The organism is Commensalibacter sp. M0355 (assembly GCF_016101365.1).
Lineage (GTDB): Bacteria > Pseudomonadota > Alphaproteobacteria > Acetobacterales > Acetobacteraceae > Commensalibacter > Commensalibacter melissae.
Genome location: NZ_JACFQQ010000002.1, coordinates 125,550 through 139,684 on the forward strand (window position 1 = coordinate 125,550; position 14,135 = coordinate 139,684).

At 38.8% G+C, this 14,135-nt stretch carries 8 protein-coding genes; 2 read left to right on the plus strand and 6 right to left on the minus strand.

Features of this window, described 5'->3' with window-relative positions; genetic code table 11:
* Nucleotides 1-14: 14 nt before the first annotated feature.
* Nucleotides 15-953, minus strand: coding sequence for a glycosyltransferase family 9 protein (locus H3T44_RS04385; protein WP_198196275.1), 939 nt, complete (start codon nucleotides 951-953; stop codon nucleotides 15-17).
* A gap of 171 nt (nucleotides 954-1,124) precedes the next feature.
* Here H3T44_RS04385 and hisI point away from each other — a divergent pair, with 171 nt between their 5' ends.
* Both hisI and lpxB read left to right on the plus strand, forming a co-directional pair.
* On the plus strand, nucleotides 1,125-1,532 hold the full coding sequence (gene hisI / locus H3T44_RS04390; RefSeq protein WP_198193272.1) for a phosphoribosyl-AMP cyclohydrolase: 408 nt from the start codon (nucleotides 1,125-1,127) through the stop codon (nucleotides 1,530-1,532).
* A complete protein-coding gene (gene lpxB, locus H3T44_RS04395) occupies nucleotides 1,532-2,701 on the plus strand; it encodes a lipid-A-disaccharide synthase (protein WP_198196277.1) in 1,170 nt (389 codons plus the stop codon). The genes hisI and lpxB overlap by 1 nt, the downstream gene beginning before the upstream one ends.
* Nucleotides 2,702-2,719: 18 nt before the next feature.
* Here lpxB and H3T44_RS04400 read toward each other — a convergent pair whose 3' ends face one another.
* From H3T44_RS04400 to gltB, 5 genes are all read right to left on the minus strand, one after another.
* Nucleotides 2,720-4,009 (minus strand): cytochrome c, encoded by a 1,290-nt coding sequence (locus H3T44_RS04400; protein ID WP_198196278.1) that lies wholly within the window; start codon nucleotides 4,007-4,009, stop codon nucleotides 2,720-2,722.
* Between the two features lie 8 nt (nucleotides 4,010-4,017).
* Nucleotides 4,018-6,183 (minus strand): xanthine dehydrogenase family protein molybdopterin-binding subunit, encoded by a 2,166-nt coding sequence (locus H3T44_RS04405; protein ID WP_198196280.1) that lies wholly within the window; start codon nucleotides 6,181-6,183, stop codon nucleotides 4,018-4,020.
* Nucleotides 6,173-6,637 carry a (2Fe-2S)-binding protein gene (locus H3T44_RS04410; protein WP_110438888.1) on the minus strand — a complete coding sequence of 155 codons (465 nt, stop codon included), beginning with the start codon at nucleotides 6,635-6,637 and terminating at the stop codon, nucleotides 6,173-6,175. The genes H3T44_RS04405 and H3T44_RS04410 overlap by 11 nt, the downstream gene beginning before the upstream one ends.
* A gap of 48 nt (nucleotides 6,638-6,685) precedes the next feature.
* On the minus strand, nucleotides 6,686-9,325 hold the full coding sequence (locus tag H3T44_RS04415) for a cation:proton antiporter (protein ID WP_198196282.1): 2,640 nt from the start codon (nucleotides 9,323-9,325) through the stop codon (nucleotides 6,686-6,688).
* Between the two features lie 265 nt (nucleotides 9,326-9,590).
* Nucleotides 9,591-14,111: a glutamate synthase large subunit gene (gltB, locus tag H3T44_RS04420; RefSeq protein WP_198196284.1), complete on the minus strand. Its 4,521-nt coding sequence runs from the start codon at nucleotides 14,109-14,111 to the stop codon at nucleotides 9,591-9,593.
* Nucleotides 14,112-14,135 lie beyond the last annotated feature (24 nt).

A 14,135-nucleotide genomic window follows, 5' to 3' on the forward strand; every position in this document is an offset into this window, starting at 1 on the left:
TCCTAAATTACATTTTAATCATTTTGTCTATCTTGTTTATTATAGGTTTCCAAAAGATTCTGAAAAGCATTATAAACTTCATCAACCGTTAAGTTTTCCATATTTGCCATTCCATTTCCACCTGACGCTGACAATCCTTGGGCATAGTTCCCGGCTGGCTCATATTCTGACAATTTACTTGGTCCAAACAAACCAAGTACAGGAATTTGACAAGCGGCGGCCAAATGCATCAAACCTGAATCATTACCTATAAAACCTTTACAACGTGATAATAAAGCGGCAACTTCTGTTAAAGTATTTTGACCACCACTATCTATAACTGGCAAACTGCTCCTTTTCAATGGATCCACAAGATTAAACTCTTGACTTCCTGGCCCATAAAAAAGAACGAATTCATAATTTTTATTAAAAACCAAAAGTTTTTTTGCCACTTGAATAAACCGTTCGATTGGCCAAATCTTGCCAATCCAATTTGCAGTTGGTGCCAAGGCAATATAATGGTCGGCAGGCAATTTTTCTGCAGCCATTTTTTTATTTTTTTCATCAATCCATACTACTGGTAAAGGTGTATAGGACAATGATAATGACTTGGCCAAATAACGCACACGATGTTCCTTAATCCTTCCACCATGTACAATGCATTTTTTTTTTGTTCTTAAAAAATAGCCTATTCCTGAACCACGAAGGTCAATCACCAAATCCCAGGATTGCATCACACATTGTGACCATAATAATAACCAATGAAAATCAAAACGGTATTTATTCATTACCAATGTCTTGTCACGCCTTGGCATTGCATCGAAAAGACCAGCAGCCACTGGTCCGCAAGCAATTGTAAACTTTGCTTGTGGATAGGTTTGTAACAAATAATCAAGTATTCCGGTTGAAATTACGGCGTCTCCCAATCGGGTAGAGGTGATAAACAGAATTTTCCTGATTGAAGATACCGTCATGCAAACCCTTATTCTTTCAATCCAAATTAAATAATATATAAATTGGCAATTTAAAACAGTTTAGTTCTAAACTATTTATTATTTAATTAATTAAATGATAATTAAGATGGATATTCTCAATGAACAAACTGTATTCTAACAATATGGTTTTAACAACGAAAAAAAATTATAATGCACAGTTCCAATTTCAATGAATTATTGGCCAAGATAAAATTCAATCAGGATGGTCTGGTTCCAGCTATTGCCCAACAATTTGATAGTAAGGAAGTTTTAATGATGGCATGGATGAATCAGGAAGCAATTATTGAAACTATTTCCACTGGTCAGGTCTGTTATTATTCTCGCAGCCGTAAAAAATTATGGCATAAAGGTGAGACTTCAGGTCAGACACAAAAATTGGTGAATTTCCTTTTTGATTGTGATGGCGACACACTGCTGCTTTTTGTCGATCAGAAAGGCGTGGCATGCCATACCGGTCGTAAAAGTTGCTTCTATAATGCGTGGCAAAACGGATCTATCAATGAAATAAGCCGTCCCCTGATTAATCCTGAAAAATTATATCAAAATAAACATAAATAATGAACAAATCAGAAAATCCGCCAATAATATGGATCTTGGCTGGTGAAACCAGTGGTGATGAATTGGGAGCAAAACTAATTAAAGCTTTGCGTCATATTAACCCCGATCTGCAGTTTTTAGGTGTTGGGGGGCCAAGAATGCAAGAACAGGGAATGGAAATCCTTTTTCCCATGCATGATCTTGCCGTGATGGGATTGGTTGAAGTCCTTCCCAAAATATGGACCTTGTCAAAACGCCTTAACCAAGCTGTCAAACATATTGAAACAATTCATCCAGATATCATTGTAACAATTGATAGTCCCGGTTTTTCTTTACGATTATTAAAAAAAGTCCAATCTTTATCAATTCCTAGAGTTCATTATGTTGCGCCCCAGGTTTGGGCATGGCATGAAAATAGAGTAAAAAAATTTCCTGGACTATGGGAAAAACTTCTTTGCCTTTTTCCTTTCGAAAAAAATTTTTTTTTAAAACATGGAATAAAAGCCCAATTTGTTGGCAATCCCATTATCGAGACAGAAATTCATCCTGCAAATGCCGATGATTTTCGCTTTGAACATCATATAGATCCACTTCAACCGATTTTACTTTTAATGCCTGGCAGTCGTCGGTCAGAATTGCCGAAGCTTATGCCCGTATTCAAAAAAACTTTAATTTTATTAAAACAAACAAAACCAGAACTCATTGCCGTGTTACCCACCTCTCCGCTCGCCAGACATTATGTTGAAAAAATCATTGAAGACTGGCCTGTAAAACCACTGGTTATTCATGAAAAAAAGGATAAATATAATGCCTATGCAGCAGCACAAATTGCCCTGACAAAATCCGGAACTACAACCTTGGAACTTGCATTGGCCCATATACCCATGATCGTAACTTATAGGGTCCATCCCATCACGGCAATGATTGCCAGACACATGATTCAGGTTCCTTTTGTAGCAATGGTTAATCTTCTAGCCCAAAAAGAGGTTGTACCTGAACTCTTGCAAGAAAACTGTAATCCCGTAAAATTGGCTAAGAAGGTTATCGAATTTTTAGATGATAAAAATATGGTTCAAAAACAAAAAGAAGCTTTTATTCAAATTCTAAACGCTTTAAAAGCACCACATCATCAACCACCCTCTTATGAAGCAGCTAAAGAGATATTAGAATTAATGAATAAAAATGAATAATATTTTAATTTACACTATTTATTCTTTATTTAACAGTGCCCTTTCTTTTCTAACCTGTTCAGCGGTTACATGCCCGTTTCTTCCCCCGAAATGGGAAATAACATAATTGGCAATATCTGCAATATCCTGATCATTGAAAACATCCTTGAAAGAAGACATCATATAATTACCCAGCTTAGGATCTTTAAGGATGGATCCTTCTAAAATAACCTTAACAAGATTATTTCCACCCGTTATCGTTGCTGTTCTCGAACCCCAAAGGCTTTCATATTCCCCTTGTCTTCCTTGACCATTTTCCAGATGGCAATTTGAACAAACAGAAGAATAAAGATGGCTTCCATGACTATGACTTTGTTCAGTAACCTCCAATTCTTCAACAGATATCTTGGCTGCTCCTTGTTGCTTTTCCATGGGACGTAAAGAACGTAGATAAATTACAATTGCATGAATGTCTTGGGGTGTTAAATAAGATAGTTGCGTATTTATAACATCTGCCATAGGACCGGATGCAGCTCCATGACCTGAAACATATCCCCGGGATAAATATTTTTCCAAATCAGTGTCACTCCATGAACCAATTCCCGTATCCTCGTCAGCGGTAATATTATATGCTGTCCATCCCTTATGACCGCCCCCTGCATAATCTTTTACAACAAAGCGACCATTGGACCAATTTTCAGGAGTATGACAATATGAACAATGACCTGGTCCTTCAGTCAAAAATTTTCCCCGGTTCCATGATTGTGATTTCTGATTGTTATACTCAAAATGCTTGCCCGTATAATTTATGATCTGCCAAAAACGAATGGCCCACCGCATATTGTAGGGAAAAGCCATTTCTTTATCAGGAACTTTATTTTCAATTGCAGGTTGTTTTTCAAGATAACGTCTGATTGCCAATATTTCATCACGACTCATGGCACGATAGGCAGTATAGGGCATTATGGGATACAAATATTTTCCTTTATGACCAATTCCTTTTTGTAATGCACTTATAAATTCATCATCTGTATAACGCTGAATTCCTGTTTTCACATCTGAGGTAATATTTGAAGAATAAACAGTTCCCTGTTTGGATATATAAAAAGGTTTTCCCCCTGCTAGTCTTGGTCCATGATCAGCTGTATGACAACTTTCACAACCTGATGCGTGAAAAAGATACTCTCCTTTATCCATTTGGTCATTCTTCACATCAGCTGCCTGACCGATCAATATGCCAAATGATGAGCTGGAAAAATTGATACATAAAATTATGAATAAACGATAATTTTTCTTAAAAAAAATTAAGGAATTGATGAATTTAATCATGAAAATTCTTATTTATGCTGAAATACCTGCTTCGCCAAAGGCAATGAATGAAAAAATTTACCCTGAATCAATCCCAAGGCATGGCCCAGTGCTGGTGCTGCCACTATTGTTCCCAATTCACCTACCCCTGACGGCGATTCATTACTGTTAACCATATGAACCTTGACATTAGGCATATCATTCATTCTCAATACTCGATATTGATTATAATTCCGCTGTTTAATTTGTCCGTTTTCTATTTGCACTTCGCCATACAAGGCGTCACTTAATCCAAAAACAACTGAACCCTCAATTTGCGCACAAACTTGTTCTGGATTTACAATAAGACCACAATCAACCGCCACATCAGCACGATGTATAAGAATGACTGAACTGGTTGTAATTTCAGCTTCTATAATTAGAGCGATATAACTGCCAAATACATGTGCCATGGCGAAACCTTGCCGAATGCCTCCAAATTGAAATTTATTCCATTCGACATTTTGCAATAACAAATCAACAACTGCTTTTGCACGATCATCAAGACCCAAAGTTTTACGGTATTCGATCGGATCCATACGTGTATATAATGCCAGATTGTTAATCATGTTTTCCAATACAAAAACATTACGAGTTGCCTCTCTACCCTTTCCAGATCCGAAATTCAATTTCGGAGCGTCACATACAGAATATTCAAACTTATAGTCATGAATATGATAAGGCATTGTATCCAACCCCAAAAGGTAATTCGGACTGGATGGATTCCTCTTGTCTGTATCGTCAATAAAAGTCATCATTTTATGATGAACAGAGGTAATCGCCAATTTGTTATTTACGCCTATCTTTAACTGGTCATAATATGGAGGACGTAACGCATCATTTTGAAAGTCGGCTTCCCTTGACCATATAAAATTTACCGGATATGAAACCTGTCGTGCGAATTCAGCTGCATCAAGAATGTATTTTTGGTCCAATCTACGACCAAAGCTACCGCCAATTTCATTATAATGAAGAATTACATTTTCTTTACAAAGATGAAATTTTTCAGCAATATGCTCCTTTAACACTGATGGAGCTTGGGAACCTATCCATAACTCACATTGATTGTCGTAAAAATATATTGTGCAATTTATAGGTTCCAATGCCGCATGCAAAAGCATAGGCTGAAAAAAATCCCATTGAAACAGTTTTTTTTCATTTTCCATTTCAACTGATACTGAAGCATTTTTATTATGAAAAAGCATAGTGGAGGGTTTTGATATACCCTTTTTTAAATTCTCATAAATCATTGATGTATTCAGTTGAATATTTTCATCACCATGCCATTTTACCACGAGACATTCAGCCGCTTTCAGGGCATGCCAAAAATTATCAGCAATAATACATATTGATTTTTCATTTTTTAAAATATCCTGGATTCCAGGAACATTTTTGGCCTGTCTATCATCAATTTGGTGGATTTGATCCCCTTCGATCGGGGAGCTGATAATATAACCCGTTTTCATCCCGGAAAGTTTAATATCCATACCATAAACAGACTGACCTTTAATTTTTTTATCCGTATCAATCCTTGGTTGTGGTTTGCCAATAATTTTATAATCTAATCTATTTTTAAATTGAACAGATTCTGGAATATCAAGTGTCATAATTTTTGAAATTAACATTCCGTACGAGAATGTTTGATTATCAGGGCAAATAACATATCCATTTTCAGTATGACATCGTCCTTTATCTATATTCAATTCCGCAGCTGCTGTTTGTAAAAGCATCATTCGTAATTCGGCCGCACCCTGTCTGAGAGGGAACCAATCTTTTGCAACAGAACCTGAACCATAGGTCAGATTTAAATCCTCATTTGGTTTCATATTTTTTATTTGTTCATTTTCAATCATTTTGGTTTCAACTGAAACCGATTTTAAATCAACATCCAATTCCTCGGCCAAAATCATTGAGGCAGCCGTTAAAATCCCTTGCCCTATTTCAATATCGGGTATAAAAAAAGTGATTTCATTATTTGCTTTTATTTTTATGAAAGCATTTAAATATTGTTGTTTTTTGTTTTTTCGCTCGGAAAAATCTGAATCTTTCTCTAACTGATCATTTTGCGCCTTGACCCCTACAGGTAACATGAACCCAAAAAGCAAAGCACCCGTTTTTCCCAAAAAAACACGACGGGAAATTTTTTTATGCTTCATCCATTATACCTGCAGCAATTTGAATAGCTTTATAAATACGTTGATATGTTCCACATCGACAGATATGACCTGTCATAGCTTCTATAATCTCGTTTTTATCAGGTTTATCATTTTCTTTTAACAAGGCTAAAGCCGTCATAATCTGACCAGGTTGACAATAACCACACTGCGTTGGTTCCGTCTCTTTCCAGGCCGCCAATAATTTTTGAAATATTGAGTCTTCCCCAACCCCCTCGATAGTAACTATCTCCCTATTCCCGATATCACCAACAGGAATGGAGCAAGATCTTACAGCTTTACCATCTAGATGAACGGTGCATGATCCGCATAAACCAATACCACATCCATATTTCGTACCCGTTAATCCAACAATATCCCGCAAAACCCAAAGTAATGGCATATCTAATGGAACATCCAGTTCTATTTTCTTTTTATTAACTGTGATGGAAATCATATCTGGTTCTGATTGCTGTTCTATTTTTAATTCAAAAAGAATAAATTATCAGTTTTTATTTTGTTTATCATTATTTTCAATGTTACCCTCATTTTTTAAATTATTGATTTCCTTGGACTCATACCCCAACATCAACTGTTTTTCCTTATTGGCTATACGTCGTGTATATCCCAACATCATGAAATCGTCATCCTGGGAATTGGGGCGATCTTTTGCCTCGTCAATTTTTGAAAGATTATAGGCCACAATCGGATAATCTTGAATTAACCGTTTAAATACATCGGCTGGCATCACCAATAAATATCCAAACCTCAATGCACGATAATTTGCATAAATTCTTTTACCCGCAATAAGTTCTGATGCACCAAGAATATCACCAATCCCATATGTTAGACTTTTACTTGCAGAATGTGTTTCAAATAATCCGCTACTGACAAAATAGACATTTTTAACCTTCTGTTTACGATGAAGGATTTTTTCACTCGGAAATACAAAATAGACCGACATAGACATACTTATATCATATAAAACAGCCTGTGGCACACCGCGTAAACATGGCAATTCCTTCACGCGCTCTTCCAATCCACTTTTGAGATTGAATTTTAGGCGGCGATTATAACGTTCAAAACGCTTTTCAACATTTTTTTCCAATTCGGAATAAAGCTCATCACTAACCAAAGACTCAGCCCAAAGACTGTTATATTCATCACTTTCTAATCTGAGAGTGACCAATTTCAAAAACCTTGATTCAAGAGCTTCAATATATCCCTGGTAATGAATGCGCATAATTTCCAGCGCATCATCCAACATACGATTTTGCCTATCCAGAACTTCTGAAACAATTTCGGCAATTCGCACACCCAATGTCGGCTCTATACGCCTTTTCATAAAACGTGTTAAGGAAATCGATACAAATCGGGATACCAGCAATATTTCAAACCGTTCCATCATGCAGTACATCAAGGGACGATCGATATGCAATTTTCGATGTATATATTGCGCAACACGAAATCGAAAAGGAGGATGCAATCTTTTCTGCATCGCTTTTACGTATCCATACCTTCCCTCGGTCCATGCACCATCCAACGTAGCTTCCGCTGAACGCAAAAGAGTTTCCATCACTCTTCGTGGCAAACCCTGCATACGGAAAAGATCCAGTAAAATTGACCGCTCTTGTGCAGCTATTGTAATCAAAGCCAGTGAAATACGTTGACGATCAGTCAACATTGTATCAAAACTATTTGCTTCTCTTTCCTCATTAATACGACGGTCAATCTCTTCAAGCGTATAATTGGTAATGACATTTGAAAATCCAAATTCATTTGCCACGCGACGAGCCTTGTCCTTAACATTACCCAATCCAATTCCTAGAATCTGGTGGCGCACAGCCTGGTCAATGGGTGTAAGTTCATTTAACCGGAAATAAATTACCACCGCCCTTAATGTTGTTCCGTTAACCAATAAGGTAAACAATACAAAACCCGTTGCAACAATACCTACAAACTGGGAAATCGGTGTTGGTATCAATTCATTTTCTGTTACCGCCAATGCAAGGGCCAGTGTAATGGCACCTCTTAATCCACCCCATACCATTGTCGCTTTAAATGGCGTCGGCACTGGAAGTGAAAGTTTTGTAGCTGCAAGTAAAGGCAACATCCCAAAAATAACCATTGCACGTGCCAGCAACCCGGCAATTGTCGCCAATAAAATAAGAATAAAATCCCATTTTGTCATACCAATCAATAAACGGGGGACAAGCATAGAAGCCAACACAAATAATAGCGATCCTGCCCAAAATATTATTTGTTGCCATAACTCATTCAAAAATCGCCATGTTTGAGGTCTAAATGTCGAGGGACCATAAGCGGATAAGGTCAATCCTGCCGCTGCCGCTGCCACAACACCGGAACAATGCAACAAGTCATCACAGACAATATAGGAAATATATGGTAAGGCAACCGTTAAAGTAATTTCCGCAGATCGACCTGTATTTGAACCCAAACTTACAATCATCCACAAAGCGCAACGTGCAAAGAAAAATCCTGCAATCAATGCCCCGACAAAAGAAAGAAAAATTGCTAGAGCTGAACTAAATAAATGTACCTCTTTATGCGCAATAATAGCGGCAACCAAAGTCGAAAAAATGGAAATTGCTGCAGCATCATTCAATAAAGCTTCGCCTTCAACCAAACGGGTAAGACGAGTTGCCGCCCCAATTTCTCTGAATATGCCTGCAACAGCAGAGGGATCCGTCGTTGCAACGATCGCTCCAACCAGCAGACAAACCGTCAGAGGCATACCCGAAAAAGGATATAAGGCCAGACCTATAGTGGCAGTAGAGACAATGACCGCAACAATGGCCAATAAAAGAACCGTGCCGATTTCATGGGCCAAACGACGCACATCAATAGCCAATGCCGCCTGAAAAACCAATATGGGCAGGAATATTAACAAAAAACCTTCGCTGTTTATTGGAAAATCAAGTAATATTTCAGCGGCTGTATCAAAAACATGTATGTGGGAGCTGTGTAAAATCAAATCAGCTGTTCCACCAAGAACAACCCCAACAATAGCCAGTATTACAGTTTCAGATAATTCCAGCCGTTTTGCCAACGGCTGAACGGCGCTTACAATGACCAATAATATAGCTGTCGCTAATAAAACAGTGGCCAGGCCTGTAACTGGCATATTGATGTCTCTCCGCTATAAACAAAATTAGAATTATTTTATATATCAAGCCTAATACGGATGGGATATCAACTTAAGTCAATATAACTAAAAAAATTCCTCGTAAAAAAATATAGAATTCATCTTAGACCGTTATGAAAGCTTTACTGCATTATAATTAACATATTTTCATTAAAATAAAATGATAAAATCTTTGAAAATAGGATAAATTTTTATGAAATTGATCCTATCGCCCATCCATAATTTGATGTAATATCGTTCTAAATTATGCAGTTTCTTTTAAAATATCTTCATTAAATTCAAAATTTATAACTCGAGCATATTCTGTGGGAACAATATGCCAAAAATGTTTTATTGTATTCTGCCATTCATGTAAAAGATGCGCAGCATATCGGCTTTTTGTTTCTTCAATATGCTTTTCAATAAGGTTTTTGATCTTGTCTTCCCATTTTTTATCAATCACACGCTGCCATCGCAAAGTTGACGCATTGACACGACGTTCAAACTGTTGGTGGGGATCGTAGACAAAGGCCATTCCACCTGTGAAACCGGCCCCGAAATTAGGACCTATTTCACCCAGAATGATCACTGTTCCCCCAGTCATATATTCACATCCATTGGCACCGCATCCCTCAACCACAGCCGTGGCACCCGAATTGCGAACCGCAAAACGCTCACCTGCCTTTCCGGCCGCAAATAGATATCCGGCCGTTGCACCATATAAGACTGTATTACCAACAATCACATTATGATTTGAAACAAGTTTTGTTTCTGGTACAGGACGCACAATAATGGTGGCTCCTGACAACCCTTTCCCGACATAATCATTGGAATCCCCAAAAACCTCAAGCTTCAAGCCCTGAACTGCAAACGCACCCAACGATTGGCCTGCTGATCCATTAAGACGAACAGTCAGATGATCCGGCGCCAATCCTTTCATACCAAACCGACGGGTTATCATTGATGAAATTTTTGTTCCAATTGCTCGATATGTATTATAAACATTATATCGCAATTGCATTTTTTCACCATGTTCGAATAATGGCTGAGCATCAACAATCATTTGTGCATCCAATGTTTCAGGCACCTCATTACGCCCTTCACGAACACAATAACCAGCATGCATCCCCGGATCCACTCGTGCCAATAATGGATTCAGATCCAAATCATCCAGATAAGATGCACCACGTAAAACCTGACGTAACAGATCTGTTCGCCCGATTATGTCTGTCAAAGATGTAAATCCAAGTGTGGCGAGAATGTTTCTTACATCTTCAGCAATGAAAGAAAACAGATTGATCACACGTTCAGCCCCATCCTGAACAAAGTTTGCACGCAATTTTTCATCCTGGGTACAAACCCCAACGGGGCAGGTATTAGAATGACATTGACGAACCATGATACAACCCATTGCTATAAGACTGAGTGTACCAATACCGAATTCCTCCGCTCCTAGCATGGCAGCAATAACAACATCCCGACCAGTCTTGATACCACCATCAACACGTAAAACCACCCGGTCACGCAAACCATTTAACATCAACACCTGATGCGCTTCCGCCAACCCCATTTCCCAAGGAATTCCACCATATTTAATGGAAGTCAATGGAGAGGCACCCGTTCCGCCATTATGACCTGAAATCAATATTGTATCAGCCTTGGCTTTAGCTACACCGGCAGCAATTGTTCCAATTCCTGAAGCCGCAACCAGCTTAACACCCACAGTTGCCTCTGGATTAATTTGTTTGAGGTCATAAATAAGTTGCGCCAAATCTTCGATCGAATATATATCATGATGAGGAGGCGGAGAAATTAAAGTAACTCCTGGGACGGCATGTCTAAGACGACCAATTAATTCCGTAACCTTAAATCCTGGTAATTGTCCACCCTCACCCGGTTTTGCACCTTGGGCAATCTTGATTTCAATTTCACGACAATTATTCAAATACTCAGCGGTTACCCCAAATCTTCCAGATGCAACCTGTTTAATTGCCGACGATGCATTATCCCCATTTTCACGGGGTTTGTACCGAACCGCGTCTTCTCCTCCCTCCCCGGAATCTGAACGGGCTCCAATCCGGTTCATGGCAATCGCAAGAGTTTCATGTGCTTCGGGGCTTAACGCACCGAGAGAAATTCCGGGGGAAATCAATCTTTTTCTCAATTTTGTAATATTCTCAACCGATTCAACAGGGACCGGTTTATTTGTCGATTGAAAATCGAATAAATCCCTTAGAGCCATTGGAGGTTGTCTGTGAATTTCATGGACATATTGTTGGTACAATGGCCAACTGTCTTTTTCCACAGCCTGCTGAATCAGTTTAATGACAGAACTGCTTAAAGCATGTTTCTCACCTTGTTGACGCCATTTGTAAAACCCACCGATCGGCAACAATTTCACATTGGGATCCCAAGCCAATTGATGGGACTTTTTTATATTTTGTGCAATTCCTGATAAACCTATCCCTGAAATTCTGGAAGACATTCCCGGAAAAAATTCAGCAACCAATGCCCGGGACAGGCCAATCGCTTCAAAATTATATCCACCTCGATAAGAAGAAACCACAGAAATTCCCATCTTGGACATAATTTTCAACAAGCCTTTATCTACGGCTTTACAATAGTTTTGAACAGCCTGTCTTAATGTAATATTTCCAAAAAGCCCTTTTTTATGACGATCCGCTATACATTCCTGAGCAAGATAAGCATTGACTGTCGTAGCTCCAACCCCGATTAAAACCGCAATAGAGTGCACATCAAGACAATCTGCCGCCTGCACGTTAACAGAAGTGAAGGTTCTCAGGGATTGACGAACAAGATGAGTATGTACGGCAGCCGTTGCCAAAATCATTGGAATATTGGCATAATCCCTATCTTGCTTGTCATCACTAAGGAATATATGTGTACACCCACATCGAACAGCTTCTTCAGCTTCACTGCAAATTCTTGCCAATGCTTGACGAAGCCCTTTTTCACCATCATTGACCTTATAGTTACAATCAATACTGCACCCGGTTTTACCGCAATATTGTTTCAATGCTATAAATTCACTGCTCGTCAAAACCGGACTGCTTAGACGTAATAACTGACACTGTTCGGAAGACTGATCCAAGATATTACCCAAATTTCCCAAACGAGTGCTCAACGTCATGACTTGGGTTTCTCGTAGACTATCAATCGGTGGATTGGTAACCTGGCTGAAACGTTGACGGAAATAATGCGATAATCCTCTATAATACTCACTAAGTACCGCCAAGGGAGTATCATCGCCCATTGAACCAATCGCTTCCGCAGAATTTTCAACCATAGGCTGCAATACTGTTTCAAGGTCTTCAATACTCATTCCAACAGCAAGCTGTCTTTTACGTAATTCATCCTCTGCGAATAAGACAGGCTCATTATCCTGATCTTTTACTATGGAAGTAATCTGCTGCGTATTCGTAATCCAATCACTATAATTATGACGTTTAACTAGAAGCTGTGTTATATCTTCAGGGCGATAAAAAAGACAATTATCCATATCAAAACCTATTGTTTCTCCTGGTCCTAATCTGCCTTTTTCAAGAATTTGGTCTTCAGGAATATGCACCATTCCTGTTTCTGATCCCAAAATCATCAAATCATTAGCTGTTATCGTATAACGTAAAGGACGTAACCCGTTTCTATCCAATCCGGCAATAATCCATTTACCATCGGTTCCACATAAAGCGGCAGGTCCATCCCAAGGTTCCATTACCGCGTTGGAATAGCTGTACATATCTTTCACATCCTGGGTAATATCCTGCAGCAATCCCAGGGCCGGTGGAATCATCAAGGCCTTTACCGTAGGGGCATCCCTACCCGCAAACGTTAATAGCTCAAATACATTGTCCAACGCCGCGGTATCAGATCCATTGAATTGAATGACCGGTTTCAAATCTGTCATATAGGCATCCAAATCCGGATGGGAAAGTCTTGTTTCGTGACTTTTCATCCAGTTTATATTACCTGATAATGTATTTATCTCACCATTGTGGGCAATGCGTCTAAACGGCTGCGCAAGTTTCCATGTCGGAAAAGTATTGGTTGAATAACGTTGATGGTAAATCACAAAACGGCTGACAAATCGTTCATCCAACAGATCCGGATAAAAATCGGACAGATTTTCCGCCAAAAACATGCCCTTATAAATTATCGAACGGCAGGACATTGAACAAATATAAAGATCAACATGACTTTCAACAGCCTTTTTCTCTATTTTCCGTCGAATAATATAAAGATTGCGTTCAAAAACATCCTCTGAATGGTGATGTGTATTGATGACAAGAATCTGTTCAATATCAGGACGTGTGGCATTCGCTTTTTCACCGATACAGTTCGTATCAATTGGCACCTGACGCCAACCATAAATTGAATAGCCAAACCCCATAATTTCGGTTTCGATAATTTGTCGACAGCGCTCCTGACTTGCCAAATCATTTTTAGGAAGAAAGATCATTCCTACAGCCAGCTGCCCCTGTTTTACCGCATGATGACCACTACGAATGGATTGCAAGAAAAAATCCTGTGGTATTTCAACATGAATACCGGCACCATCTCCTGTTTTCCCATCAGCATCAACAGCGCCACGATGCCATAAGGCTTTTAAAGCTGCCAAACCGGCCTCAACCACATCTCGGCGTTTTTGACCATCAAGAGCCACAACAAATCCTACACCACAAGCATCATGTTCTTGTTCGGTGGAATAAACATCTTTTAGGATCGCTTCATTCTTTTTTCTTTGTTCAACAAAGGAATAATTATTCATTTTCTTAACCTACCGTAATGAATC

Bases quoted from the DNA above. Each gene is read 5' to 3' on its own strand.
- H3T44_RS04385 (WP_198196275.1), bottom strand. From the start codon at position 953: ATGACGGTATCTTCAATCAGGAAAATTCTGTTTATCACCTCTACCCGA.
- hisI (WP_198193272.1), top strand. From the start codon at position 1,125: ATGCACAGTTCCAATTTCAATGAATTATTGGCCAAGATAAAATTCAAT.
- lpxB (WP_198196277.1), top strand. From the start codon at position 1,532: ATGAACAAATCAGAAAATCCGCCAATAATATGGATCTTGGCTGGTGAA.
- H3T44_RS04400 (WP_198196278.1), bottom strand. From the start codon at position 4,009: ATGATTAAATTCATCAATTCCTTAATTTTTTTTAAGAAAAATTATCGT.
- H3T44_RS04405 (WP_198196280.1), bottom strand. From the start codon at position 6,183: ATGAAGCATAAAAAAATTTCCCGTCGTGTTTTTTTGGGAAAAACGGGT.
- H3T44_RS04410 (WP_110438888.1), bottom strand. From the start codon at position 6,637: ATGATTTCCATCACAGTTAATAAAAAGAAAATAGAACTGGATGTTCCA.
- H3T44_RS04415 (WP_198196282.1), bottom strand. From the start codon at position 9,325: ATGCCAGTTACAGGCCTGGCCACTGTTTTATTAGCGACAGCTATATTA.
- gltB (WP_198196284.1), bottom strand. From the start codon at position 14,111: ATGAATAATTATTCCTTTGTTGAACAAAGAAAAAAGAATGAAGCGATC.